Genomic DNA, 23,215 nt, shown 5'->3' on the forward strand with positions numbered 1-23,215 from the left:
GGTGCCGACACAAGGTCTCCGATTCCGCATGAGAAATGGAACGTCGTGGATCACACAGTTAGTCAGCGTAAGACATGAGGGGAGAAACAACCCTCACCCGTGCGATCCACTTCCTCAACACCCACGATAACACGTTGTTCCCCCTCTATGTCGCGCCTGCGTCGGGAAGCCACTTGCTGAGCTGAAATACCGCTCCTCCAAAAGCTGAACTTGAATCCAGTCTGGTGCGCGTTAGTTTGGCCCTACTGCATTTCCAACGCTGACACGGGAGGTACTGGCAGTCGTTGTCGAGATGCATCGAGGAAGGCCGGGCACGAGTGTTCGTTCCGGCCTTTTTCTTTTTCAGCGACGTCTTGCGAAAAGGGCGTAGAATGATGCGTTGGACCAACGCACGGCACCGTCCGATTGAGAGACCCCTACGCGCTCTTGCCATTATGGGAGGAACGCACATGCAAATCCCTACATTCACACTGGAGAACGGCGAGGTTGAAGTCCTCACGGCCGTCGTCGATGCTTGGTGCCAAGCAAATCGAATGGACCCGGAAAGCGAATGCGCTCAGGCGGTAGTGGCATTGGCAATTGACCTGATCGAAGCCGGTTTTCGGACCCATGAGAGCCTGTCGATCGCGCTCGCCAACGCATTACACCCCGAGGCATAGCGGATCGACCGAAAGGTTGGCTCACAGAAGAACGATGATGCTGATATCATTTTCGATATCGATCCGGATACGGAACCGACGATGATTTGACATCATGAGTGAGGCCTTCATGGAAGAGCCCTCCGAAATGCCAATTCCGCCACTCGGCATCGACTTGGATGTGCGGCCCGGTGTCTATCGCGTGCTGACGTCGGTTGCGGCTATGGGCGACGCCTTGATGACGCGCTGGCCGGAAAAGCAGAAGGGCGGCGCGTGGCGTGGCGCAGTCGTTGCCTGCCTGAGAGCATTGGAAACACAGACCAATGCCGAGGCCGCGAGAGCCGCATTCATCATGGCTGCGGAAGACGCTGGAATAAGCCTGAACGCCAACGCCGCGCTTTTCGAGCCTCCCCCGAAAACGGAGAAGCCGAAGAAAAAGAACCGGCGGTAGGCAGAAACAAAGATCAGCGCGCCACGTTGAGCGAGCAGAGACGGCAGGCTTGTCATTTTCCTGCCGTTTCCTATTCCAACGTCCCTTCCTCGCCCCGCTAGGCCCACTGCGCGGCTCTTTTTGAAGCAAGCGGAACAAAAGCCGATCCGAATGGTTTCCACCACGCTTTGAGAATTGAAACCCCTCAAAGCCAACTCTCGACTCGGCCCCCGCAACCGCGACTGCGGGGCTTTCTTTTGCTGACGGGCTCGGGCTTACAGAGCGGCAAGGCTGCCGTCTGGAACCAACCCAGAGTGGCGGCGTTTTTGATACATGGAAGACCCACGCTTCAAGAGCTTTCGCTATGGATTGGCGGTGCTTTTCATGCGCCACCCAAATCTCCGACCCTATGCCCCGAGCGCCCATTGGTGGATCGACGAAATCGCGGACTATGGTGACGCGGTCAGGTTCCGCGACAAGCTGCGGGCAGCGGGGGGCAACAAGGTGCTGCTAGAGGAATACGAGCGACGCTGCCGCGAGCTTGAGATCGAGATGCAATCCTATTTCTTTGCCGGCAACGATCGGTCGTGACTGCGTCTTCGGACTTTGGTCCGTCTAGTGATCCACGCAGATAGGCGTAACCTATCCTTGTTCTGTTCGCTGGGGGCAGGACAAAAGGGGAAGCTCTCGCCCTATGCGACAGCCACGTCGTAGCCCCGCCGCGGGCTTCCCTTTCAATCCCGCGCCAAAACCACGTCCTCCGCGTTCTAACGCCCCCGCTACTCCTCTGCCCTGTCGACTTCACGGAAGTTCTCGATTTCTTCCGGCTCTTTCTCATCCATCCGCACAATCTCGTTCCTCGCGTCGCTCTGCGCATGAACCAGTTCGTCAAGCTTGGCGTGAATGGCTTGGGTATCTCGGTGCTGGGCGCGTTGGATGACCAACGTCATCGACCAAGTGGCAATCGTGGCAACGCCGTGCCACTCAAACGTCTCAGGGCTAAAAACGAGCCATCCAATCGAATACATGGCCACGATCAAGAAAGCCCAGGGTCGAGCAGTCCATATTCCTAACTGCGTTAGAAGTGATTGCCACTGCATCGTGCTCTCCATCCATTCACAGAGCCACAACCCGGATTCAGCATTCCGGTTCCTCCAGATGGCATCGATCGTGACGGCCTTCACAAATCGGCGGCCGCCCGGCCAAGCCCCCGCAAGCCTGGCAACGAAGGCCTGGCGCGCAAGAAAATGCAGAAGGTCATCGACCGGCACCGCCCTGGAGCGACGAACCCCCTACCAGCCGATTCCCTAAGCCAGGGCCGTCGCCGCTTGGTGCCCGAAATATCGTAGATAGCCACGGAGACACGTTTCGGGCGGTCTATACAGTTCAAAGGAAGGACGCAGTTTACGTCCTACACGACGCCTTCATGAAGAAAGCAAGAAAGGATAGGGCAACGCCGAAAAAGGAAATGGACACTAGTGCGCCAGAGGCTAAAGGCGGCTGCGGAACACTACCAACTCAATTTCGGGAAGAAATCCAAGAGGAGCCAAAATGCCAGTACGTAAGGGCGATAACGAGCGAATCGTCCAAAGCTCTGGGAATATCTTCGCTGATCTCGGCCTGGACCTCTCTCCAGAAGAAGAGATCAAAATAGAAATAGCCAGGGAAATCACGCGCGTTATCGTCGCGCGCCGGTACACACAGAGCCAGGTTGCGCGCCTGCTAGGAACAACGCAAGCGCGAGTTTCTGAAATCACATGTGGTAAGTTGACCGGGTATTCGGCAGAGCGGCTACTGAGGTATCTGCTGTCTCTTGGCGTAAATATAGACGTGTACGTTTCTGATGCTTCTGACGCTGCACCGAGCGGCGGCCGCGTGCAGTTTCACATCCCGGTTCCGCCTGCGGCTAAAAATCGGCGGGCTTAAAGCCCGTCTTGCTGCAAGCGTTCGCGCATGGCGACAATCTCTTTGGTAGTGTCGGAGTGCCCGAGGTTCCGGCCATCAACGGCCGATAGTCACCGAGCCAACGCGCCTAATGGCATCGGCGAACGTCACGCCCATTGCCATTCCGCCAACGCCAGTCACCCCGATAGCGCCAAGCCCCATGAGCTTCCAGCGCTTCACGTCCTCGGTGACCGGCTTCGTTTCCGTGAAATTCCTGAACGCCCGCGGGAAGTATTTTCTGCAACCCTGCGGAACAAATAAGCTAGAGCTGAATTAGTATTCTCGTATGGATTGTATTTTTCGCGCTCCTAAGACGGCTCTTGGAACATGGAACCCGCACGCTTCGACAGATTTCGCTATGGGTTGGCGGTCCTTCTAATGCGTCGCCCACATCTCCGTCCCTATGCCCTTATCGCGCACCGGCGGATGGAAGATGTCGAGAATTACGGCGACGCCATCCGGTTCCGCGAGAACTTGCTTGCTGAGGCTGGCGACCAAACTCGCCTGGAGGAGTGCGAGCGATTCTGCGTCGAACTTGAGGATGAGCTGCAGTCCTATCTTGTCGCTTCACACGGGGCGTGACGAGCGCCGTGGACAAGGCTACTGGGGGATTGAAAACCCGCCTCTGATTAGGAATGCGACGACACCCATGATGATGCCGGTGATGATGGCCCGATTGACCCATTTCAGCGTGCCGCCGATAACGTCAATCTTTTTGTCCAGAGATGTGAACCGAGTTTCATCGCCACCAGCACGGAATTCATGTTCCGGGCGTTTACAGTCCCTTTTCTGGCAGCACGATGCTGCTGCGCAGTGACCCGGACACTCATTGAAAGCTCCAGATTGTATTGTTGGAAAAGCAAAAGAGCCGCACCGCGAGTACCACCATTGGTTAACGTGCGGCCGACGGCCGGTTGTGTTTTTATGTGCTCGGCCCCAAATGCGGCCAACTTCCTGTCAGAGTGCTCCGAGGTCCGCTTACACCCCTTGCGGACCTCACCTTTCCACCCCCCCACCGAATGGCTAAGCCTGCCTGTTCGAACGAAGGCGTCCTGCGCTTTGCCCTAATCGGCTATTCTAAAACGGCTCGCAGTTCCTCTGTGAGCAGGGTCCACACATAAGGCCAGTAGCAAACCCCCTGCCCGCCTTGTGTGCCTCTGTCTAACGGCCAGGCCGCGGCTAGTGTCGCGGCCTCGGCATGTATTGAAGCCTGTTTGCTAGACACGCCTTATTGATAGGTTGGTGTATGCCGCCATCGTCGTGATGGGGACGGCTGATGCATGAGACTGCGCAACCCGATTTGGACGGAATCGCTGGGGCGCCGATGCGGGGCGTCAGGTAGATCACTGCGGAAACATTCAGTGTGCATGCACCATCGGAGCGGCCCAAGCCGTCGATGTTTTCGCAATTAGGTAGCAACCGCCACCAATGAAATTACCCTGCCGGCTGGGCCGCCTGGAAAGGCGGCCTCGAGGAGCGACTACGCGGCGACCTTCTTCTTGGGACGACCGCCCTTTAAGCCATTGAGTCTCGATGAAGTGACCTTCGCGCCGGACTTTGCCTTCCCACCGGTCGAACCCAATTGCGCTGCCATCCACTTCCTGGATCCCAAAATTCCGTCCATCAGAGCTGGAACATAGAGATCGGCATCGATATCCGGCCAGTGAAGTCCAAGACCCTTGGCCTCGACAACGACGTTGTTCAATTGTGAAACGTCAGCACCTTGAAGTCCTTGCAGCTTCTCGACGGGAAAACCGACGAAGGGGGGATCAGCAAGGTCCTCAGCTCGTCACCGGCTGGCAAGTGCGCACTGGGTGCCATGCAACGCTAGGGTAAGCGACATCGATCGTGATTCCTTTCACTTTTCTGCGAGATAGAAGAATCGCGTTAATCGCCGTTCCAACGCAAGGTGCGCGGTCATGCTCAGCATGACCTGTCTACGCTGAAACCAGTCTTGGCCCTCTTCCTTAATCAACGCTTTGGCGCGGCGCTCGCGGGCGGCGTGCCAGCGGCCTGCTATCTCGGCGGCAGCTGCGGCACGGTCGACACTCTGCACCAGCACGAGGCCGGCCGCGGCCACCGCACCTTCATTAAAGCCTGGCGGCACGAAGAGTCCGTTGGGGGAGAGCGCGCAACGGCCGTCGATCTCCAGTTTCGAAAGGGCTCCGGTCACGACGAAAGGATCGGTGTAGACCAGGCGTCCCCCGGCTTTCAAAAGCCGCGCCCAATCCCGCAGGGCGGAGTGCCGGTCGGGAAGATGGCCGATGGAGTCAATGCACACAATGGCGTCGAACGTCGCGTCTTCGAACGGGAGTGGTTCGTTGCCGTCGAGTACGACAAACTTGGCTCGATCCGCCAGACCTCGCTTCACCGCCTGCGCTGTCGCGCTTGACACGCCTTCAGGCACGATGTCGATGCCGAGGAGGTGGCAGCCGGTTTGCTCTACTAAAGCGAGGGATGGGCCGCCGGCCCCACAGGCTACATCGAGAACGCGCGCACCCGGACCTAACCGCAGCAGGGCGGCGATCTCGGCCTGCTCGGCAGGACTGCGCCAACTTTCCTGCCCGAAATCCTCGCCGAAAGCCTCTCTGCGGATTTCTGACGCAAGTTGACCGTAGATGCGTGTGTATTGCGAGCGATAGAACGCATCGCCGCTCGCCGGATTGTTCTCGGACATGCCGGGTAGCCCCCTTCGCCCAGCACAGGATGCCAGAAGAGTGGTTTTCCGTCAAAATTGCGTTGCTATGGATTCGCCCCCTCGGCTGCTCAGCGGAAGATGTCATGCCATACTTCAAGAAATAACCGCCTCCCGTCGCCGGTTGCGACAGAAGCAGCACGAATGGCATCCATCATGGCTGCAGCACCCGGCGGGCCTCGGCGCTGAACATTGAAAGCGCGAGATTGTTGGGGAGGCGCGAGGTTTGCCCTGTCGCGCTGATTAGGGAACTGTTTACACTGTCGCTGCTATTGAGCCGCCGCACGAAGCTGAGAGGAAACCGCACATGATCTGCAAAATCGCTTGCGTTCTCGTCCTCTCTGCTGTCTTCGCGGCAGCTTGCTTCTGGTATGACTCGCCGTCAGTGTCGCCGGTCTGGCCGGAGATACATGTCCCCAAGACTGGTCGGGTTACCCTATCCTGAGAAGAGGCCGCCGAAAGCTCAACCGCAGCAGAGCGTATGGCAGCCTCCAGGAGCTGATCTGTTGCGGAATATTACAGCCAGAAACCTATTTTGAGACGACATCGTCACTAACTCCGATAGGCTTCTGCCTCTGTGGGGAGTAGCTGCAATGAACTCAAAAGCGCGCGACGACGAGCATCAAGCCGACTGGCAATGCATCGTAATGGTGCTAACAATGCCATTGGCCATTGCCGCGGTTTCGTTTGGATGCCAGTTCTTCCTATAGGCGTCTGGCTACATCGGCCATGAGGCCAACGGCACCTCTTTCAGAGAGTCGGAGCCGCTTGGCTGTTTCGGTCCTCTTGCAAGCACTTGGGCGAGTTGCCGATATGGGCATACGAAGCAAGACGAATACCAACGCCAAAAGCGCTTGCGTTCTCGTGGCCGCCAATGCGCTCCAGAGGCCGAAAAGCTGCTTATCTGCCCTGAATGAGCCGACGCCAAGATCGTCCCTTGTCGGCTCCAAGCGGACGCTGTTCACGACTGTCGCGCCACCAGAAGAGGGCTCAGTGCGTCAAGCAATGCGCTGGGGGAGACGGGCGGTCCGCCAGCCTGCCATGCGTTTTGAAACTCCGCGATTTCGAGGCCGACAATTTGATGCTCAGCAATGACTTCGCAGCAGAGCTGAAGATCATCGAGAGACAGGCCGCCTGCATTTGTGTAGTCGGTTGGCACAATGCCCGGTTCCAACACGTCGCAATCAAGATGCACGTAGACTGGACGGCCGTCGATTGCGCTCCTCAGCTCATTGGGTAGATCGTCCTTCGGCCTGATGTGTGGAATGTTGTGCTGCGCCATTAAGTTTACCTCATATGGATCGAGATCACGCTGCCCCACCAAGACGACCTGGTCCAAACGCAAACCCGCCCCGAGACCGGAATCCCATAGGCCAACAGGCCCTGCAAAGTATCCGTCCGAGCGAGACCGCCTTTGAATATTGGATAAAACTGTTCAGACCCTGTCCTTATTCCCAGGCATAAGGACAGTTGGGCAGATGGAGATTTTTGAAGGGGACAGCGGGTCTCGGGTGAGCCGTCTTGAGGTGATCAACACCGGACGGCGGCGTCGATTTACTGAGGATGAGAAGCTGCGGATTGTCGCAGAAAGCTTTGCGGGGAGAGGCCGGGCGTCGGCCACGGCCCGTCAGTACGGCATCAGCCGCTCGCTGTTAAACCGTTGGCGCAAATCGGTTCGCCAGGGTTTGCACAGCCAGAAACAAACCGATGGTTTTGTGCCGGCGTTCGTCATGCCGGAAACTTTTGTGCCGGTGAAGCAGGTCACTCCACCTGCTGCGATGGAGCATCCGGTAGCGCCTCCTTCCGGCCGCATGGAGATTGTCGCGGCGAACGGCCGTCGTGTGGTCGTGGACGGCAGCGTCGACGTTGAGGCGCTGCTGCGGATCATGCGGGGTCTGGAGACGTTGCGGTGATCACGCTTCCTTCCGGTCAAAATGTGCGGGTGTGGATTGCAACGGGCCATACCGACATGCGGTGTGGGTTTCCATCGCTTGCGTTGCGGGTGCAGGAGGTGCTGAAACTGAACCCTCTGGACGGCAATCTTTTTGTATTCCGCGGTCGTAGCGGATCGCTGATAAAAGTGATCTGGAGTGACGGCCAGGGGAGCTGCCTTTTTACAAAAAAGTTGGACCGCGGCCGGTTCGTCTGGCCGTCTGCGGAAGGCGGCGCGATCGCGATATCACCCGCGCAGCTGAGTTATCTTCTGTCCGGGATCGACTGGAGGCACCCTCAAGAAACCTGGCGGCCGACGAAGGTCGGCTAGCATTATTCAATTGAAAATACAGGGGAAATCTGATCGAATGGCTTCATGATCTCAAAGCCTGTCGATCTTCCTGTGGATGTTGTTGGCGCTTACCTGGCGCTGCTTGGCGAGCATGAAGCCTTGCAGGCTAAACACGCTATCGCAGTTGCGGAAGCGGCCAATGCGCAGGCGATGCTCTCTGACAACGAGGCGCTGATCGTTGCTCTGGAATTGAAGATCGAGAAGCTCAGGCGCGAGTTGCGAGGCCAGCGCTCTGAACGCACGGCGCGCCTGCTCGACCAGTTGGAACTGCAGCTCGAGGAACTCGTGACGGCGGCGACGGAGGACGAGGTCGCGGCACAGGCAGCAAGCGCCAGAACCTCGAGCGTACGTTCGTTCACGCGCAAACGACCGGTGCGCAAGCCATGGCCGGACGATATCGAGCGCGAACGTATCGTCATCGAGCCGCCGACGACTTGCGCCTGCTGTGGTGGTTCACGCTTGTCGAAGCTGGGCGAGGACGTCACCGAGACGCTGGAAGAGATTCCGCGCCGGTTCAAGGTGATCGAGACGGTGCGGGAAAAGTTCACGTGCCGTGACTGTGAGGCGATCAGTCAGACGCCGGCACCGTTCCATGCCACGCCGCGCGGCTTCATCGGTCCTCATCTGTTGGCGACGATCCTGTTCGACAAGTTCGGCATGCACAGCCCGCTCAACCGGCAGAGTGCCCGGTTCAAATGCGAGGGGATCGATCTTTCGACCTCGACGCTGGCCGACCAGGTCGGGTACGCAACAGCCGCTCTCATGCCTGTCTTCGATCTGATCGAGGCGCATGTCTTTGCGGCCGAGCGTCTTCACGGTGATGACACCACCATTCCCATTCAGGCCAGGGACAAATGCACGACCGGACGCATATGGACTTACGTATGCGATGACCGGCCATTCGGGGGAACAGCGCCGCCAGCCGCAATCTATTATGCGTCGAGTGACCGGCGCGGCGAACATCCGCAGAAGCACCTGGCCAGATACGGCGGCATTCTACAGAGCGATTGCTACAATGGCTTCGAGCCGATCGCTGTTGCCGCAACGAAAGAGGTGCCGATCACCTTCGCCTTTTGCCATGCGCATGCGCGGCGTAAATTCTTTGAGCTGGCCGATATCCAGAAGAATGCGCGGGATCGCAAACGCAAGGGCAAGCCGATCTCGCCGATCGCGCTTGAGGCCGTCAAGCGCTACGACGAATTGTTCGGGATCGAGCGGCAGATCAACGGATTGAGTGCCGAAGAACGACTGGCTGCGCGGCAGGAGAGAAGCAAGCCGCTGTTCGATGACATGCACGAGTGGTTGACGAAGGAACGCGCCACGCTCAGCAGATCGTCCGAGGTCATCGAGCCGATCGATTACATGCTCAAGCGCTGGGAGGGCTTTGCCCTCTTCCTCGAAGACGGTAGAGTTTGTCTCACGAACAACGCAGCCGAGCGGGCGCTGAGAAGTGTCGCATTGGGAAGACGGAACTGGACCTTCGCCGGTTCCCAGCGTGGGGCCGATCGTGCCGCTGTCATGCTGACCGTCATCACCACCTGCCGCCTCAACGATGTCGACCCAAAGGCGTGGCTTGCCGATGTCCTGGCTCGCATCGCCGACCATCCTGTGACGCGCCTGCACGAACTGCTGCCCTGGGAGTGGAAACGTGCATCGCCGGCAACCGTAATGCTGGCGGCCTGACGATGGTGGCTTCTGCCGTCCGCCTGAAGGTCACCCTCGATCATGTCGAGCCGATAGTGATGCGGCGCGTTGTCGTACCGTTCACCATCAGGCTCAGTCGGCTGCACGAGGTATTGCAGGCGGCGATGGGCTGGACCAACAGCCACCTTTACGAATTCCGCATGCGTGACGTCGGCTTTGGTTTGCCAGACGAGGAATGGGGGGATGGTCCGATCGATGCCCGCAGGGTCTCGCTGCTGTCGGCAGTCCAGGACACCGGTGCGAAATCGTTCAAATACCTTTACGACTTTGGCGACGGTTGGGAACACAGCATCAAGATCGAGCGCACCTTTCCTGCAGTCGGCACGGAAGGACCGATGCTCCTCGAAGCAACGGGACACTGCCCGCCTGAAGACGTTGGTGGTCCATGGGGTTATCAGGAGTTCCGCGAGGCGCTTGCAGACCCGGCGCACGAGCGACATGCCGAAATCCTAGAATGGTGGGGCAGCAGCGATTACAATCCCAACAGCGCCAACTTCTCGCAGCTCAACAAAGCCGTCGATGACCTCGCCGCAAAATGGGTCCGAAAAGCGCGACGCAAAACCTGAACACCGGGCTGTGGGTGAAAGCCGAAACTGGATTTTACCGTGTAAACAACCGGCGGAATAGTTCTTCCGAACGCCGTAGACCTTCGTCCGTCAGGACCAGCGACTTCGACTTGTTCAACGGATCACACAGGACCGCGTCATCGATTTTGTCCTCGTCGATCTCCATTCTGCTATGCTACCACGCGCGAGACCCCAAGTCCCGCGGCCCACCTCGGATGGATACCCTGCAAATGCGAGCCCGCCGAGATATCCGGAAATACTGGCGTCAGGTGGGTTCAGATCGCCGTGGGAATCGAACCAAACGATGCAGGCGCAAGGATGATGCTTTGCGACGGCTGGAAGCGTTGCGAGCGAGACCGCACATCGGCTGGTGGCGGCGATGGAGACACCGCCGCCGGCAAAGACCTCGTCCAGCCGCAATTGCATTTCCCTGAGATATGGCAGGGCGGCGTCCAGCTCCTCGCGCCAGCCAATGTTCAACGCAGGCTCTGGTGTTCCGATTACTGTCGGGGAAACACCAGAGCGACGGGCCAGCTCTTCACCGATCGCCCGTGCGCCCGGTATTGCCAGATCGTTGTGATCGCCTGCCCGCCCTTGAAAGACCGTATATTCAGTCAGTTTTGCCAAAGCCAATACCTCCGAACATATCTCGAGGTCTTCTAGCTGGTTCTCCGATACAAAGCGAGCACGTCGCCTCTTGGCGGCTGGCCTGATGCTGGATGCAAAGCGGCGTTTTGCTCGAAGCTCATCGTCCTCCCACCTGCGCGCCTTGTAGCCGGAACATCCGTGCGAAGAATGCCTTGTCGGACACTCGGTAGAGGACAATGCCAATTGCGGCGGTTGCCGCAACCGCGAAAACAAGCCGGCCGGCAAGAACACCGTGAACATTGGCACCCATCGAGATCACGACAATGGTGTCTTCAATCACACTGTGCGCAAAGCCCATGAACACGCATGACAGAAAGACCTGGCGCGGTGATATTGCCCTCGATTGCACCTCGCGGATCAGAAGACCGGCACCGTAGGAAATCCCTAGGAATAATCCGACGGCTGTGAGATGGCCCGCCTCGTCCCGAATACCGGCAAGGCGCAGCACGGGCGAGAGCACTTTCATCATCAATTCCAGCAGCCCCGTCAGCCTAAGGATTTCAAGTGCCCAGGACAGAACCACGAGGATGACAAGCATCGAGATCATGGTTTCGCCGAGACCGCGGAAGTACTCGCCCCAATCAGGCGTGGCGCTCATGGCAATCCAGGTCGGGTTCGCCACAGCCGACAACCATCCTGTGGCCTCGAGAAGTCGGTGCAGCAGAAGGGCGTAAAACAATCCGCCTGCGATACGCAGCGTCGTCGTGATGATCATGCCCGGCCCCGCCTTCTGAATGATCTTCTGCTCGATGGGCAGGCCGTGTGCGAACAAGATGAGCGCCGAGAAAACAGTGATATCCGCCACGCTCAGCGAGGACGTGGGAACGAGCGTGAAAATGAGGGGAACAGCGCCCCATATTCCCACGAGCATTCCCGTCAGCCAGGCTAGGCCGAGCTCTGATGGCAGCCCAAGCAGGTTCATGACGGGCGCAAAAGCGGGAGCAATCGCCTTGATCGCTCCCATCCTCGATAGCAGCTCTGTTAAGATCGTGATCGGGACCGTGATCCGAACAAGCACCCAATAGATTTCAAGTGTTTCGCTTGTTTTGCGCAAGATGGACATTAGGAAGGACATTTGAGACTCCTCTACGGCTATCCCAATCTGCTAGCCCGAGTGGGCTCGAATTTTCGGTCAAAGATTGCGACTTCTTGCAATTTTATTGCAAATCAGCCGCTGCTAGATATGCTGCAGGAATGGATCCGATCGACCGGAAACTTTTGAACCTTATCCAGCGTGACGCATCGCGCACGAATGTGGATATGGCCGACGAGGTTGGCCTATCTCCCTCCAGCTGCCTCCGACGTCTACAGCGGCTCCGAAAATCAGGTATGATCGAGCGCATTGTCGCGATCCTGAATCCCGCCAAGGCCGGGCGTGCGATCAAGGCTCTGGTTACGGTGGAACTGAAGTTGCACGGCGACCAGCATATGCGCCGCTTTCTGGATATCGCGAGTGCCGAGGAAGCCGTTTCACACGCCTACGCCGTCACCGGCGAGACCGATGTCGTTTTGATGCTGCGCCTGCACGATATGGAAGAATTCGACCGTCTGTGCGACAGGATTTTCCGCGACCAGAACAATGTTGCGCGCTACTTCACCATGATAATAATCCGAGCGGCGAAAGAGGAAACCGCCATTCGCATTTAATTCACTGCCCGCTTGCTTTGGAACGACTCGCGAAGCCGGCCTTCGCGCGCTGCGCCGCAACCCGATCGAGCAGGGCATGACCGATCGGGCCTCTGGCGGAGGCTGTGACGGCGGATGGCAGCGCACGTGCGGTTGCGGCGCGACATGAAGGAGGAAGCATCCGCGCCGGGCGCCAGGCCGCAAGCGAGCCGAGCTCGAAGTCTCGCAAGTGATAGAATTAAGGACTCTGACGCTTCAGGGATTGCCGGATCTTTGCGGAACGCAGGATAATGGGTGCCTGCAGCACCCGACCTTGAAGCACGTGGAACCTCAACGAGGAGGCCAAGGGGATGCCCCGGAAGGCGTGTCCGCCTTTGGCGGCTTGAAACCGCCTTTTGTCTGCCTACCTACCATAGCATTGCCTATCTTGAAGGAGCGCAGCCATGGAACTTGCCGTGGTGCCGATCGTCAAGCCGGACGCCACCAACTTCATTTTTGGCCAGTCGCATTTCATCAAAACCGTGGAAGACCTCCACGAGGCACTGGTTGGTGCGGTTCCTGGCATTCGCTTCGGGCTGGCGTTTTGCGAAGCCTCTGGCAAGCGGCTGCTGCGCTGGTCCGGCAATGACGAATCCATGATCGCGCTAGCGCGCGACAATGCTTTGGAGATTGGCGCTGGCCACACTTTCCTGATCTTCCTTGGGGACGGGTTTTTTCCTGTCAACGTGCTGGCTGCGGTGCGTTCGGTACCCGAGGTCTGCCGCATCTACTGCGCGACGGCCAACCCGACACAGGTGATCATTGCACAGACCGAACTGGGCCGCGGCGTGCTCGGTGTCGTTGATGGCGCCTCGCCTCTGGGTGTCGAAACCGACGCCGACATTGCGTGGCGCAAAGACCTTCTGCGACAGATCGGCTACAAGCTGTAGCCCCGAGCAAAGCCTGATTGAAGGCTAGCATGGCGCAGATCCCGATCATGCGGGAAGCACGATGCATGTGCCCCAACACTCAGGTTGACGCCGTGCATTTGAGGAGAGGAGCGACTAACCCGGCTTCATCAGAGAAATTCCACTCAGTCGCAGGCCAGATACATGTGCCTCCGAGCCGCAATAGCGGGAAATTCGAGGCAAGCCGCATGCCTGGCAGCCGAGCGTCGAGATGGCGGATTCTGGCAACGGCTCTTTGAGAGAGGAGAAAAAATGGCCAGTCATCATTCGGACCGCAACGGGCCAGACCTGGCCCTCGGCATCGCGCTCGCCGATCTTCCCGATGGTGGTAAGATGGTCGGCCACCTCGAGGGTGAGCCCGTGCTTCTGGTGCGCCGCGGAGCAGAGATATTCGCCGTTGCAGCCGCCTGCTCGCACTATGGCGGGCCACTGGTCGACGGCCTCGTCGCCGACGACGGCATCCGCTGCCCCTGGCATCATGCCTGCTTCGACCTGCACACCGGAGAGGCCCTGCGCGCGCCTGCGCTGTCGCCGCTTGCTTGCTGGTCCGTCGAGCAGCGCGGTGAAAGGATTTTCGTTGGCGAGAAGCTCAAGAAGCCGTCGCCTGCCCCGCACGAAAGCAATGCCGGGCTCTCTCCCGCAAGGATCGTCATCGTCGGCGGTGGCGCGGCCGGCTTTGCCGCGGCCGAGAGACTGCGGCGTGAACGATATCAGGGCGCCATCGTCATGATCAGCGACGACGAAGCTCTGCCCGTTGACCGCCCCAATCTGTCGAAGGACTACCTCGCAGGCAAGGCTCCAGAAGACTGGATCCCGCTGCGCAAGGAAGGCTTTTATGCCAGGAACGGCATTGATCTGCGCCTCGCAACCAAGGTTGCCGCCATCGATGTGCGTGCGAGCGAGGTTGTGCTCGTCGACGAGGCACGGGTCGGCTTCGACAAATTGCTGCTTGCTACCGGCGCCGAGCCGGTGCGACTGGATATACCCGGCTCCAGCCAGCCTCATGTCCATACGCTACGCTCGCTTGCCGACTGCCGCAGGATCATCGCGCAAAGCGGCACGGCCAGGCATGCCGTCGTACTTGGCGCCAGCTTCATCGGCCTCGAGGTTGCCGCCGCTCTTCGGGCTCGCGGTGTCGGCGTGCACGTCGTGGCGCCCGACGGACGGCCGATGGAACGCGTCCTGGGCGCTCAGATGGGCGACTTCATCCGCGCCCTACATGAGGAAAATGGCGTCGTCTTCCATCTTGGGGATACCGCGGCGAGCATCGGCGCAAGCGAAGTCCTGCTAACAAGTGGCAGAACTCTGGCGGCTGACATGATTGTTGCCGGCATCGGTGTACGGCCGCGGATCGATCTCGCCGAGGCTGCAGGTCTTTCCACCGACGGGGGCGTCCTGGTCGATGCCTACCTCGAGACCAGCGCGCCGGGGATATACGCTGCCGGCGATATCGCCCGGTGGCCCGACCCCCACACCGGCGAGAACATCAGGGTAGAGCACTGGGTGGTGGCGCAGCGGCAGGGAGCTGCTGCCGCGCTCAACATGCTCGGACGTCAGAAGAAGTTCTCAGATGTGCCGTTCTTCTGGAGCCAGCATTACGACATTCCTATCAACTATGTCGGCCATGCCGAGGGATGGGAGGCAATCGAGGTCGAGGGCGACGTAGCCGCGAAAGACTGCCTGCTGCGCTTCAAGCGCGGCGGACGGGTTCTGGCGGTTGCCACGATCTTCCGAGATACCGACAGCCTCCAGGCAGAACTGGCGATCGAAAAGAGCAACACCTAGGCCCGAGATTTATTACAGCCAGAAGATGACGGTTGCAGCGATGCGGCTGGCACGCCAACTTGCAAGACGATGCGGCTAAGTGCAGCCAGTACCGCCTATTCGGCGCTCTATCCGGATCTTTTTTTCTACCGACCTGCCAAATGAACAATTGATTGCATTTGGTTAGTATGCATGCATCGCAATCAGCTTAGAAGCCATAAAGCAATGCCGTCCATCACTATTCGCAACGTGCCAGATGAGGTCCATCGTGCCATTCGTGTCCGGGCCGCCATCAACGGCCGCAGCGCCGAGGCTGAAATCCGCAGCATTCTCGAACAGGCTGCCAAACCAGAGGGACGTCTGAAGCTCGGCACGCTGTTGACTTCCATCGCGCGTGAGGCTGGAGGGCTGACAGACGCCGAAACAGAACGCCTCAACCAGCTTCGTGACAAGACGCCAGCTGAACCGATGAACTTTGAATGATCGTTCTCGACACTAATGTGATCTCCGAACTCTGGAAAGTCGAGCCGGATACCAACGTTTTGGCCTGGATTGACGCCCAACTGATCGAAACCCTCTACCTGTCCACGATCACCGTCGCTGAATTGCGCTATGGTCTGGCAACAATGCCGGAAGGCAAACGGCGAGCGATCTACCAGGATCGTCTTGAACGGGAGGTTTTGCCAGCCTTTTCCGGCCGGGTTCTTTCTTTCGACCTGGATGCGTCCCAAGCCTACGCCGAGCTAATGGCGGGGGCGAAGGAAGCCGGCAAGGCTAATGGCTACATCGCTGCAACGGCCGCCGCGCGCGGGCTGATGCTTGCCACTCGTGACACAAGTCCCTTCCAGGCCGCAGGTCTGAACGTCGTCAATCCGTGGAACTCCTCGCAATGAGGAGCGGACATGTCGACAATTCAAATACTGCCCATACATCATCCGTTTATGGCGACGGCATGAACATATCGCGTGATCCAGCTGCCCGCGAGCCGGGGCAAGAGACATGCAAGCGAAAATTGCTTATGCGCGCACAAGGTGGAACATCCCCGGCCTTTCGAGGATCGGTATCTCCGGGCGAGCTGCGGGAGTTCGTGGCGGCAAGGAGAGCTTTGTCTACGTCGCGATGGAGCTAATCCCGCTTCCGCCCCTATAGGTTGGCAAGGCCTGCGCGACCTTTTCGACGCTCTGACATCCGACCTGGCGATACATTCGAATTGCAGACGCAAGCGCGCCATTTTCGCAATGGATCATCTGGCATTGCCGCGTTATAGAGACGCGCTACCTTTGGGAAGAGCCTTTTAGCGGGAACCGATGCCGAACCCTCCCAAATCCTCAACGCAAAGTGCCGGTGACGCAGGCCGGGGTGCCGATGGCTCGGCAAGTCTGGAGTTCCCTGCCAACCATGTCGCTGAACAGGCGCCCGCCTTGGACTCGATGGTAGGAGCAAGTTCGTCCACCCAAGGGGACCACCCACAACAGCCTCACAAAGCCTTCGGCCGAAGCAGGAAGATGGCGCCGGAGCTATTGCGCGCGTTGGGACAGGATTTGCAAGCGAGTTCAACCTTTGCAAGGGCCCGGGCCAAGACAGCGGTGTCTTATCTGAGGACAAGGATCAAAGGATCAATCCCTTCGAAGACCACCGTCGGCAATCTTGGCAAGTGGTTCGCAAATGCTCGCAGTAGAGCAGCAAGCAGTAAGCGTGTCCGCCTTGAAAAGCCCCTGGAAAATGGCCGGCGGGGATCACTTCGCCCGGGATGGTGGAAAGTCACTATAGGCTTGACGTTTCTTGCCGGCCTGCTCCTTGCAGGAGGTGTTCTCACATGGGCACTGCGGGACGTCCCTTGGGGCGAAATCCGGGATGGTAGCCTAAAACCTGTCGTGGTGCTCGAAACCGCTGACGGGAAACCGTTGGTAAGACAGGGGCCTTATCAAGGACCGTATGCGCAATACAACCAGTTTCCGCCTCATCTCATCGACGCTGTCCTGTCCATTGAAGATCGTCGGTTCATGGATCATTTCGGCATTGATCTCAGAGGCATCGCAAGGGCGTTCCTGAGGAACTTCGAAGCTGGCTCGGTGGTCGAGGGTGGCAGCACGATCACCCAGCAGTTCATCAAGCTGCAGTATCTCGACAGCGACCGGACAATTAAGCGAAAGATACAAGAGGTCGTCATCGCCGTTTGGCTGGAGTGGAAGCTCGGCAAGCAGGAAATCCTGACGCGCTATCTTAACAGCGCCTATCTTGGTGCCGGCGCGACCGGCATGCCTGCCGCCGCGCGAATCTACTTCAACAAGGATATCAGCGCCCTCGATCTCGCTGAATCGGCGATGCTGGCGGGACTGCTGCGGGCGCCGAGCCAATGGAATCCGATCGATAACTTCGAAGGGGCCCGGCAACGCAGTGCCGTCGTCCTCGACGCGATGGCAGCCAATGGCAAGATCACCGCATCAAAGGCGGAGGCAGTCAAGGCAAGCTTCGCCAAGTTGCATCCGACGCCGCCTGCGCCGCGCTCGGGAAGTTGGTTTGCTGACTGGATTTCGCCGCAGGCGAGCGAAATCGCCGGCCCCTCCCCAGGTTCGACCACGGTACGCACGACCCTTTCACCACACCTGCAACAGATCGCTGAAAGGGTTGTGACAAGCGCCTTGGACAGGGAAGGCAAGGCTGCGGGAGCCTCGCAAGCCGCATTGGTCGCGATGACGCCCGAGGGCGCGGTCGTTGCCATGGTCGGTGGGCGCGACTACAAGGCAAGCCAGTTCAACCGTGCCGTCACAGCGATGCGGCAGCCGGGCTCCACGTTCAAGCTGTTCGTCTACTATGCAGCCCTGAAGGCCGGGCTCACCTTGTATGATCGTGTTCTCGACGCGCCAATCGACATAAACGGCTGGTCGCCGGAAAATTCCGGCGGCCGTTATCACGGATGGGTAACACTGGCTGAGGCTTTCGCACGGTCGCTAAATGCCGCGACCGTAGCGCTTGCCGAAGAGGTCGGGCTCGACAATGTGGTCGCGGCCGCACGAGAGCTCGGCATCGATGCGCCGCTTGCCAACACGCCGTCTCTGGCGCTCGGTACATCCGAAGTAAGCCTGCTTGACCTGACCAGCGCCTATGCGTCTGTTCATCTCGGCAAGGCGCCCGTCAATCCCTGGGGCATCATCGAATTTCAGGCTGCAGGGCAGCCAAAAGCGTTTCGGGTTGGTTCACAAGCTGGGCCAAATGTCGATCTGTCGCCCTATCAGTCCGATCTCCTCCGCCTTCTGCAGTTGGTGGTCGAGCGTGGCACCGGACGTGCAGCCGACCCTGGAACGTTTGCCGCCGGCAAGACTGGCACCAGCCAGAACAATCGCGATGCCTGGTTCGTCGGCTTCACGGAACCGCTCGTCGCCGGCGTATGGGTCGGCAATGACGACGACACGCCGATGAACGGTGTCACCGGCGGCGCCCTGCCAGCGCGTATTTGGCGGGACTTCATGCAAGAAGCGATGAGCGAGCCTGCGCCGAACGGGGCTGGGTCGACGGGAGCAATCATCGACGGCCAAGACGCACCGCAGTCCTGCAATATCACTGCCTGCTCCCGCAGCTATCGTTCCTTTCGCCCGTCGGACTGCACCTATCAGCCCTATTATGGCGCGCGACGGCTCTGCGAAAAATAGTCTTCACTTCGGCTGCAGATCAACGCGCGCCGTAGCCGCGACGGCGGCATGGTTTCGGTTGGCACCGGATCAGGATAGCGAGGCTCGTCATACGAAGCTCGCGCGTCCCGATGTCACTCAAATGAAACGGCGACCGCTCCGGCCCGACCACGCGGGGGTGCCAGGCGAACGCCCGGGTCTTTCGCATGCGCGCCTCGATCCGGCCGATTGGGCGTCCTGTCGCGGGTTGAGCCAGACTTGACCGGGCGCCATTCTTCACGCCCTACTGTCTTCATGCTTCAGCTGATCGGCTGGCTTGGGAGGGCACTCATTGACCTTGAGACACCAAATCGTCGCGCTGGCGATCGTTCCGCTCGTGATTGCCATCCTGGCAATCACGGCATTCATCACCTGGCAATCGGCTGACCTTGCGCGGGACAATATTGCGACATTCGAGCAGAATATGCTGAAGGCCAAGGAGACGGAGATCCTCAATCTCACCAACCTCGCGCTATCTGCAATCCAGTCGACCTATGGTGATGCCGGTCAGGACGACCAGGTCGCCAAAGACAAGGTGGCGGCGATCCTGAACTCGCTCGACTACGGCGAGGACGGATATTTCTTCGTCTACGACTATGACGGAAACAATATCGTTCATCCCCGTCAAGGCTTCCGGCATGGACAAAACTGGCTCAACCTGACCGATCCCGATGGCGACAAGGTGATCGCCGAACTGATCGCCACGGCCAAATCGGGCGGCGGCCTGCACCAATACAAATGGCAGAAACCGTCGAGCGGCCGGATGGCCGACAAGCTGTCCTTTGTTGTCAGCCTCGACAAGTGGCATTGGGTCGTGGGAACCGGTGTCTATCTCGACGACGTCTTTGCCCAAACGGCTGCAGCGAACAAAAGCATGCGGGCTAACATAAAGCGGACCTTTGTGGTCGTGGCGCTGATCGCCGTGCCTGCTGTGCTGGTCGTCTTCACCACCTGCATGCTGGTGACCTTCCACGAGCGGCGCATGGCGGACGGCAAACTCAAGGAACTGACGCAGCGGGTGATCAACGCACAGGAAGAAGAGCGCTCCCGACTTGCCCGCGAGTTGCATGACGGCATTTCGCAAAATCTCGTCGGCGTGCGCTATACCATGGATCTCGCCGGACGTAAGGTCAGAACAGATGCTGATGACGCCGCACAGACAATCAATCGCGGCATCGAGGCCCTGAACGGCGCGATCAAGGAAATCAGGCGGCTATCGCACGATCTGAGGCCACGCGTGCTCGACGATCTCGGCCTTACGGCGGCGATCGAGGCACTCTGTTTCAATTTCGTCGAGCGGACCGGTATTCAAACCGACATCGAAGCTTCCGGCTTCATCGAGATGCTAAGGCCGGAAGCCAGCACCGCGCTTTATCGCATCGCACAAGAAGCCTTCAACAATGTCGAACGGCATTCCGGTGCGTCGCGGCTTTCCGTCAGGCTTTGGAGCGAGAAAGGGCGCGCCCGCATGACGATTTCCGACAATGGTTCGGGCTTTGGCGACGGCAGGGACGGCCCCCTCAGACAATCTGGTCTCGGCTTGCGCAACATGCAGGAACGTATGGCGCATTTCCGCGGGCTGATGCTGATCAACAGTGATGCGAGCGGCACCGTGTTGACCGCGATGCTGCCAAAATCGGCCAATCGCCCCACCAACCAACAGGCCGAGGCTGCATGAAGAAAGGTGACAAAATCAAGGTCCTGCTGATCGACAACCATCCGCTGGTACTGGACGGGCTGAAGGCCGTCCTTGAGACATTCCACCACATCGAAGTCGTTGGAACAGCCGGCCAAGCCCAGACCGGCCTTGAACTCGCTTGCCAGGTCCGGCCGCATGTCTTGCTGATGGACATCAACATGCCGAAGCTCAGCGGCATCGATGCGATCGAGCTTTTCAAGAGAAAGGTCCCGGAAACGCGGATCGTCATGCTTTCCATGCATGACAGCCGCGAATACATATCCTCTTCTGTCATGCATGGCGCCGCAGGCTATATTCTCAAGGACGTGTCGACCGACGAGATCGTTTCGGCCATCGAGACCGTTGCGGATGGCAAGACGTATTTCTCGTCCGGTGTCTTTGACGTGCTGATGGAGGGGGAAGCCAGCAATGACGCCGATCCCCTCACGCCCCGCGAACGCGATATCCTCGGCCTGTTGCTTGCCGGAAAGGCCAACAAGGCGATCGCCGAGGCACTGGGGATAAGCCAGGCTACCGCCGAAACGCATCGCAAGAACCTCAAGAAGAAGCTCGGGATCGCGACAACGGCCGGTTTGATCCGTTATGCGCTCGACCGCGGGATTCAGACCAAACCGATCTGAACACCGTCTACCCACTTCTGGGTAGTCGCAGGCATTTCATCGCTTCCCCCCTCTTGTTGCATGCAAAGCTTCGCCATAGGACTTCGCTACGGCTCGCCGGGCGCAGCCGTTGGGAGGACTTTCAAACGCACAAGGCTTTCTTCCGCCGTTGCGGAAGAGCCGCCGTGAGGAGGCGGTTCGGGCTCACTTTGTCCAGCAACTGACAAACCATCTTCACCACCGACAACTGCAACTTGGCGCCGATCAAACGGCGCCCGAGAGGTATTCATAATGGAAAAACCAAAGAACAGAGCGGCGCTCTGGCTGCTCGTCATTCCCTATATCGGGCTGCTCTGGCCACCTTTTTATAATTTCCGCGAACCGACGCTCTTCGGCTTCCCCTTCTTCTACTGGTATCAGCTCGCCTGGGTGCCGATTACCGCTTTTCTGACCTGGATTGCTTACCGGAGCCTGCGCGATGACGACTGAACTCAACACCACCGCGCTTGCCGTCTTCATCTTCTTCTTCGTGCTCGTCACGGTCATGGGTTTCGTTGCATCCCGCTGGCGTAAACCCAAGACGCTTGCCCATATCGACGAGTGGGGCCTTGGTGGCCGCAGCTTCGGCACCTGGATCACCTGGTTTCTGGTCGGCGGCGACTTCTATACCGCCTACACGGTCATTGCCGTCCCGGCGCTGGTCTACACTGTCGGCGCTTACGGCTTCTTTGCGCTGCCCTACACGATCATCGTCTATCCCTTTGTCTTCATGGTCATGCCTGTGCTGTGGAAGCGGGCGAGGGATTTCGGCTACGTCACCGCCGGCGACGTGGTTCACGGCCAATTTGGTTCGCGTGGGCTGGAGCTTGCGGTTGCCGCAACCGGCGTCGTCGCAACGATGCCCTATATCGCGTTGCAGCTCGTGGGCATGACCGCGGCACTCAAGGCGCTCGGTCTCCATGGCGAGGTGCCGCTTTCGATCGCCTTCATTGTGCTCGCACTCTATACCTATTCGGCGGGCCTGCGGGCGCCGGCGCTGATCGCCTTCGTCAAGGACATCATGATATACATCGTCGTGATTGCGGCGGTGGCGCTCATCCCCTCGAAGCTCGGCGGCTATGCCAACGTCTTTGCTGCCGCTGATGCAGCGTTCCAGGCGAAGGGCTCCGGCAGCCTGCTGCTCCAGCCCAACCAGTATGTCGCCTACGCAACATTGGCGCTCGGTTCAGCGCTTGCAGCCTTCATGTATCCGCATACGTTGACCGGCATCTTTGCCTCCAACAGCGGCAACACGATCCGCAAGAACGCCGTGCTGCTGCCGGCATACACATTGCTGCTCGGCCTCCTCGCCCTCCTTGGCTACATGGGCCACGCGGCCGGCTTGAAGCTCGAAAGCGCCAACGACGTCGTTCCAGCACTATTCCAGACACTGTTCCCGAGCTGGTTTGCAGGCTTTGCCTTCGCGGCGATTGCCATCGGCGCGCTGGTGCCGGCCGCAGTGATGAGCATTGGCGCGTCCAACCTCTTCACCCGCAACTTCTGGAAGGCCTATGTCAACCCGGCGGTAACAGATGCTGGCGAGGCCAAGGTCGCGAAGGTGACGTCGCTCGTCGTCAAGGTCGGCGCGCTTCTCGTCATCGTCTTCCTGCCGACGCAGTTTGCACTCGACCTGCAGCTTCTCGGCGGTATCTGGATCCTCCAGACGTTCCCCGCGCTGGTCTTCGGTCTCTACACCAACTGGTTCCGCGCACCGGGACTGCTCGCCGGCTGGTTCGTTGGGTTTGTCGGGGGCACCTATCTCGTATGGGATGCAGGCTGGAAACCACTGCACCTGGTCAGCCTCGGTGGAGAACCATTTACCATCTACACCGGACTGCTTGCCCTTGCCGCAAATATTGTCGTCGCGGTTGCGGTCAATGCCATCGTTCCGGCAAGAACTCCGGCACGCGCATAAGCCCGTCAGGAGCAAGGGGCGTCACTCCTTGTTCCTGACGTTGACCACC

General features: G+C 59.1%; 27 protein-coding genes and 1 pseudogene. 20 read left to right on the plus strand and 8 right to left on the minus strand.

The features are described 5' to 3' along the window. Positions 1-449 precede the first annotated feature (449 nt). From NBG89_RS26175 to NBG89_RS26185, 3 genes are all read left to right on the plus strand, one after another. Complete coding sequence (locus NBG89_RS26175) at positions 450-659, plus strand: hypothetical protein (RefSeq protein ID WP_431323214.1); 210 nt, start codon at positions 450-452, stop codon at positions 657-659. 94 nt (positions 660-753) lie between these two features. Further along, complete coding sequence (locus tag NBG89_RS26180; protein ID WP_431323215.1) at positions 754-1,089, plus strand: DUF982 domain-containing protein; 336 nt, start codon at positions 754-756, stop codon at positions 1,087-1,089. 312 nt (positions 1,090-1,401) lie between these two features. Beyond that, complete coding sequence (locus NBG89_RS26185; RefSeq protein WP_431323216.1) at positions 1,402-1,659, plus strand: hypothetical protein; 258 nt, start codon at positions 1,402-1,404, stop codon at positions 1,657-1,659. Positions 1,660-1,847: 188 nt separating this feature from the next. Here the strand turns inward: NBG89_RS26185 and NBG89_RS26190 are convergent, their stop codons facing one another. Beyond that, positions 1,848-2,339: a low affinity iron permease family protein gene (locus NBG89_RS26190; protein ID WP_431323217.1), complete on the minus strand. Its 492-nt coding sequence runs from the start codon at positions 2,337-2,339 to the stop codon at positions 1,848-1,850. 71 nt (positions 2,340-2,410) lie between these two features. On the opposite strand from NBG89_RS26190, the gene NBG89_RS26195 reads away from it, so the two are divergent. Next, positions 2,411-2,722, plus strand: coding sequence for a type II toxin-antitoxin system RelE/ParE family toxin (locus tag NBG89_RS26195; protein ID WP_431324560.1), 312 nt, complete (start codon positions 2,411-2,413; stop codon positions 2,720-2,722). Further along, complete coding sequence (locus tag NBG89_RS26200; RefSeq protein ID WP_431323218.1) at positions 2,620-2,994, plus strand: helix-turn-helix domain-containing protein; 375 nt, start codon at positions 2,620-2,622, stop codon at positions 2,992-2,994. The genes NBG89_RS26195 and NBG89_RS26200 overlap by 103 nt, the downstream gene beginning before the upstream one ends. A gap of 75 nt (positions 2,995-3,069) precedes the next feature. Here the strand turns inward: NBG89_RS26200 and NBG89_RS26205 are convergent. Then, positions 3,070-3,210, minus strand: a pseudogene (locus NBG89_RS26205) (DUF1515 family protein); the annotation flags it as partial. A gap of 180 nt (positions 3,211-3,390) precedes the next feature. On the opposite strand from NBG89_RS26205, the gene NBG89_RS26210 reads away from it, so the two are divergent. Further along, a complete protein-coding gene (locus tag NBG89_RS26210; protein ID WP_431323219.1) occupies positions 3,391-3,594 on the plus strand; it encodes a hypothetical protein in 204 nt (67 codons plus the stop codon). A gap of 898 nt (positions 3,595-4,492) precedes the next feature. On the opposite strand, the gene NBG89_RS26215 is transcribed toward NBG89_RS26210, so the two are convergent. The 3 genes from NBG89_RS26215 to NBG89_RS26225 form a co-directional block, all read right to left on the minus strand. Beyond that, positions 4,493-4,717, minus strand: coding sequence for a DUF2442 domain-containing protein (locus tag NBG89_RS26215; RefSeq protein ID WP_431323220.1), 225 nt, complete (start codon positions 4,715-4,717; stop codon positions 4,493-4,495). A 153-nt stretch (positions 4,718-4,870) separates the two neighbouring features. Beyond that, positions 4,871-5,689, minus strand: coding sequence for an SAM-dependent methyltransferase (locus tag NBG89_RS26220; protein WP_431323221.1), 819 nt, complete (start codon positions 5,687-5,689; stop codon positions 4,871-4,873). Between the two features lie 979 nt (positions 5,690-6,668). Continuing rightward, a complete protein-coding gene (locus NBG89_RS26225) occupies positions 6,669-7,046 on the minus strand; it encodes an arginase family protein (protein ID WP_431323222.1) in 378 nt (125 codons plus the stop codon). Between the two features lie 139 nt (positions 7,047-7,185). Here NBG89_RS26225 and tnpA point away from each other — a divergent pair, with 139 nt between their 5' ends. From tnpA to NBG89_RS26245, 4 genes are read left to right on the plus strand one after another with little or no spacing between them, the layout of a single operon-like run. Next, positions 7,186-7,620, plus strand: a complete 435-nt coding sequence (gene tnpA, locus NBG89_RS26230) for an IS66-like element accessory protein TnpA (RefSeq protein WP_416068530.1) — start codon at positions 7,186-7,188, stop codon at positions 7,618-7,620. Between the two features lie 56 nt (positions 7,621-7,676). Further along, the gene (gene tnpB, locus NBG89_RS26235; protein ID WP_112982801.1) at positions 7,677-7,970 is read left to right on the plus strand and encodes an IS66 family insertion sequence element accessory protein TnpB; all 294 of its coding nucleotides are present in this window, start codon (positions 7,677-7,679) and stop codon (positions 7,968-7,970) included. Positions 7,971-8,015: 45 nt separating this feature from the next. Continuing rightward, positions 8,016-9,674: an IS66 family transposase gene (gene tnpC / locus NBG89_RS26240; RefSeq protein WP_416068531.1), complete on the plus strand. Its 1,659-nt coding sequence runs from the start codon at positions 8,016-8,018 to the stop codon at positions 9,672-9,674. 2 nt (positions 9,675-9,676) lie between these two features. Next, complete coding sequence (locus tag NBG89_RS26245) at positions 9,677-10,261, plus strand: plasmid pRiA4b ORF-3 family protein (RefSeq protein WP_416068532.1); 585 nt, start codon at positions 9,677-9,679, stop codon at positions 10,259-10,261. Positions 10,262-10,295: 34 nt separating this feature from the next. On the opposite strand, the gene NBG89_RS26250 is transcribed toward NBG89_RS26245, so the two are convergent. The 3 genes from NBG89_RS26250 to NBG89_RS26260 all read right to left on the minus strand — a co-directional run bounded on the left by NBG89_RS26250 (position 10,296) and on the right by NBG89_RS26260 (position 11,984). Continuing rightward, a complete protein-coding gene (locus tag NBG89_RS26250) occupies positions 10,296-10,427 on the minus strand; it encodes a DUF6429 family protein (protein ID WP_416068533.1) in 132 nt (43 codons plus the stop codon). Next, complete coding sequence (locus NBG89_RS26255) at positions 10,376-10,888, minus strand: arginase family protein (protein ID WP_431323223.1); 513 nt, start codon at positions 10,886-10,888, stop codon at positions 10,376-10,378. The genes NBG89_RS26250 and NBG89_RS26255 overlap by 52 nt, the downstream gene beginning before the upstream one ends. A 118-nt stretch (positions 10,889-11,006) precedes the next feature. Beyond that, entirely contained in the window at positions 11,007-11,984 is a 978-nt protein-coding gene (locus tag NBG89_RS26260) for a nucleoside recognition domain-containing protein (RefSeq protein ID WP_431323224.1), read from the minus strand. A gap of 119 nt (positions 11,985-12,103) precedes the next feature. Between NBG89_RS26260 and NBG89_RS26265 the strand changes: the two genes are divergently transcribed. The 10 genes from NBG89_RS26265 (at position 12,104) to mctP (ending at position 23,166) form a co-directional block, all read left to right on the plus strand. Next, on the plus strand, positions 12,104-12,556 hold the full coding sequence (locus tag NBG89_RS26265) for an Lrp/AsnC family transcriptional regulator (protein ID WP_431323225.1): 453 nt from the start codon (positions 12,104-12,106) through the stop codon (positions 12,554-12,556). A gap of 422 nt (positions 12,557-12,978) precedes the next feature. Beyond that, positions 12,979-13,464 carry an adenosine-specific kinase gene (locus NBG89_RS26270; protein ID WP_431323226.1) on the plus strand — a complete coding sequence of 162 codons (486 nt, stop codon included), beginning with the start codon at positions 12,979-12,981 and terminating at the stop codon, positions 13,462-13,464. 270 nt (positions 13,465-13,734) lie between these two features. Beyond that, positions 13,735-15,267, plus strand: coding sequence for an FAD-dependent oxidoreductase (locus NBG89_RS26275; protein WP_431323227.1), 1,533 nt, complete (start codon positions 13,735-13,737; stop codon positions 15,265-15,267). A 204-nt stretch (positions 15,268-15,471) separates the two neighbouring features. Then, a complete protein-coding gene (locus tag NBG89_RS26280) occupies positions 15,472-15,729 on the plus strand; it encodes a FitA-like ribbon-helix-helix domain-containing protein (protein WP_431323228.1) in 258 nt (85 codons plus the stop codon). Then, the gene (locus NBG89_RS26285; protein WP_431323229.1) at positions 15,726-16,139 is read left to right on the plus strand and encodes a type II toxin-antitoxin system VapC family toxin; all 414 of its coding nucleotides are present in this window, start codon (positions 15,726-15,728) and stop codon (positions 16,137-16,139) included. Before NBG89_RS26280 ends, NBG89_RS26285 begins: the two co-directional genes overlap by 4 nt. Before the next feature lie 414 nt (positions 16,140-16,553). Continuing rightward, positions 16,554-18,896, plus strand: coding sequence for a PBP1A family penicillin-binding protein (locus tag NBG89_RS26290; protein WP_431323230.1), 2,343 nt, complete (start codon positions 16,554-16,556; stop codon positions 18,894-18,896). Positions 18,897-19,206: 310 nt separating this feature from the next. Continuing rightward, positions 19,207-20,592: a cache domain-containing protein gene (locus NBG89_RS26295; protein ID WP_431323231.1), complete on the plus strand. Its 1,386-nt coding sequence runs from the start codon at positions 19,207-19,209 to the stop codon at positions 20,590-20,592. After that, the gene (locus NBG89_RS26300; RefSeq protein ID WP_431323232.1) at positions 20,589-21,233 is read left to right on the plus strand and encodes a response regulator transcription factor; all 645 of its coding nucleotides are present in this window, start codon (positions 20,589-20,591) and stop codon (positions 21,231-21,233) included. The genes NBG89_RS26295 and NBG89_RS26300 overlap by 4 nt, the downstream gene beginning before the upstream one ends. 270 nt (positions 21,234-21,503) lie before the next feature. Beyond that, positions 21,504-21,701 (plus strand): DUF3311 domain-containing protein, encoded by a 198-nt coding sequence (locus tag NBG89_RS26305; protein ID WP_431323233.1) that lies wholly within the window; start codon positions 21,504-21,506, stop codon positions 21,699-21,701. Further along, positions 21,691-23,166, plus strand: a complete 1,476-nt coding sequence (gene mctP, locus NBG89_RS26310; RefSeq protein WP_431323234.1) for a monocarboxylate uptake permease MctP — start codon at positions 21,691-21,693, stop codon at positions 23,164-23,166. Before NBG89_RS26305 ends, mctP begins: the two co-directional genes overlap by 11 nt. The last annotated feature ends 49 nt before the right edge of the window (positions 23,167-23,215 follow it).

The organism is Rhizobium sp. YTU87027 (genome assembly GCF_050644135.1).
Lineage (GTDB): Bacteria > Pseudomonadota > Alphaproteobacteria > Rhizobiales > Rhizobiaceae > Rhizobium.